The organism is Actinosynnema sp., assembly GCF_052038725.1.
The window spans coordinates 1-1,568 of the sequence record NZ_JBQGCX010000799.1 but is presented as its reverse complement, the minus strand read 5'-3'; the positions used below and the strand labels follow the sequence as shown (position 1 = coordinate 1,568).

Sequence of the window (1,568 nt, the reverse complement as noted above, 5' to 3'; positions counted from 1 at the left end):
CGCCGCCAGGCCGCCCCACCCGAACACCTTCCTCCGCCCGATCCCGCCCGCGTTCCCTTCGACGCCACCCACGACCGTGCCCCTTTCCCAGCCCGCACGCGGAGCGCGTTGCGGTTGCCGGTCAGTGAAGAGGTCGGCGGGTTGCGAGCGCGTATCCGTTTTCCGCCGCGCCCGTGAAACGCGGTGCGCGCCCACGGGGAGCGCTCACCGGCCAGCCCTCACCGCCACGGGGAGGCGTCGACCACTTCCATGATCGTCGCCGGTTCCCACTCGTGGGTGGTGCCGGGGGTGGGGCGGTCGAGGACGGCCAGTTCCAGGCCCGCCGCGTCGAACAGGCCGCGGAAGTGGCCGAACGTGCGGATCTCGCCGCCGTTGAGGGCCAGGCGCTGCAACGAGATCGTGTCGTGCACCGGGGAGTCGCCGTCGCCGCGCACCCAGTCCACGACCACGATCGGCACGCCCGGTCCGGCCGCCTCGCGGCAGCGGGAGAGCAGCCGGACGCAGCTCGCGTCGTCCCAGTCGCACAGCACGCTCTTGAGCAGGTACAGGTCCCCGCCCGGCGGGATGCCCTCGAAGAAGTCGCCGCCCACCAGCTCGACCCGGTCGGTCAGTCCGAGGCGCTTGAGCACCGCGCTCGCCCTGGACACCACCTCGGGGCGGTCGAACAGCACGCCGGTGGCGTCGGGGTGGGCGGCGAGGACCCGGTGGAGCAGGGTGCCGTTGCCGCCGCCGACGTCCACGACGCGGCGGTGGCCGGTGAACGCGTAGCGGTCCAGCACCGAGTCCACGACCGGTTCGGTGAACTCCTGCATCCAGTCGGAGAACCAGGCCGCCTCGTGCGGGGTCCGGCGGTAGTAGGTCCACAGGTCGTCGCCGCCGAACACCAGATCCGCCCGTGACCTGCCGTGACGAACGACCTGGTCGAGCACCTCCATCGGGCGGCAAGCCCCCGGTGCGGTGAGCATGAGGGCGAGCGTGGCGTGACTGCCGTTGCGGCACAGCGCGGCGGTGACGGCGTTGGCCGAGTACCAGCCGTCGCCGCTCCGGTCGAGCAGCCCCTCGGCGGAGGCGCAGCGCAGGAAGGTGTCGACGACGTCGGGCCGGACCGCCCCGAGCACGTCGGACACCTCGGCGGCCGTGGTGGGCCCCTCGGCGAGCAGGTCGGGCACGCGCAGGCGCACGAACGCCCCGAGCACGTGGAACCTCCAGTAGCCGCCCAGGAGCGCGTCGACGGCGTCCCCCGCCTCGGCCTCCTCGTGCTGCTCGTGCGCCGCGAGCCCCATGCCACCGCCCCTCCGCCACCGGAATCGAACACCGCCGGAACAGCACACCGCCAGAACAGGACACCGCAGGAACCGGGCACAGCCGGACCGGGCACCGCGCCGAAAGACCTGCCGCTGCGGGGGAATCGTGTGCGGCGGACGCCGCGCCTGCAACGCGGGACACCGGGTTCATCCCTCGGACGAGTGATTGCCTCCGAGGGCGACAGGCGGGCTGGAGTGGCGGGGGGTTGCGCCGTCCGAGGGACAGCGGAATCGGGCAGGTTCAGGTTCCGGCGGCGGGGGTAC

General features: G+C 73.3%; 1 protein-coding gene. It reads right to left on the bottom strand.

What is annotated here, in order from left to right:
* Positions 1–218: 218 nt before the first annotated feature.
* Positions 219–1,283: a methyltransferase gene (locus ACTUAL_RS16495; RefSeq protein WP_440900891.1), complete on the bottom strand. Its 1,065-nt coding sequence runs from the start codon at positions 1,281–1,283 to the stop codon at positions 219–221.
* Between the last annotated feature and the right edge of the window lie 285 nt (positions 1,284–1,568).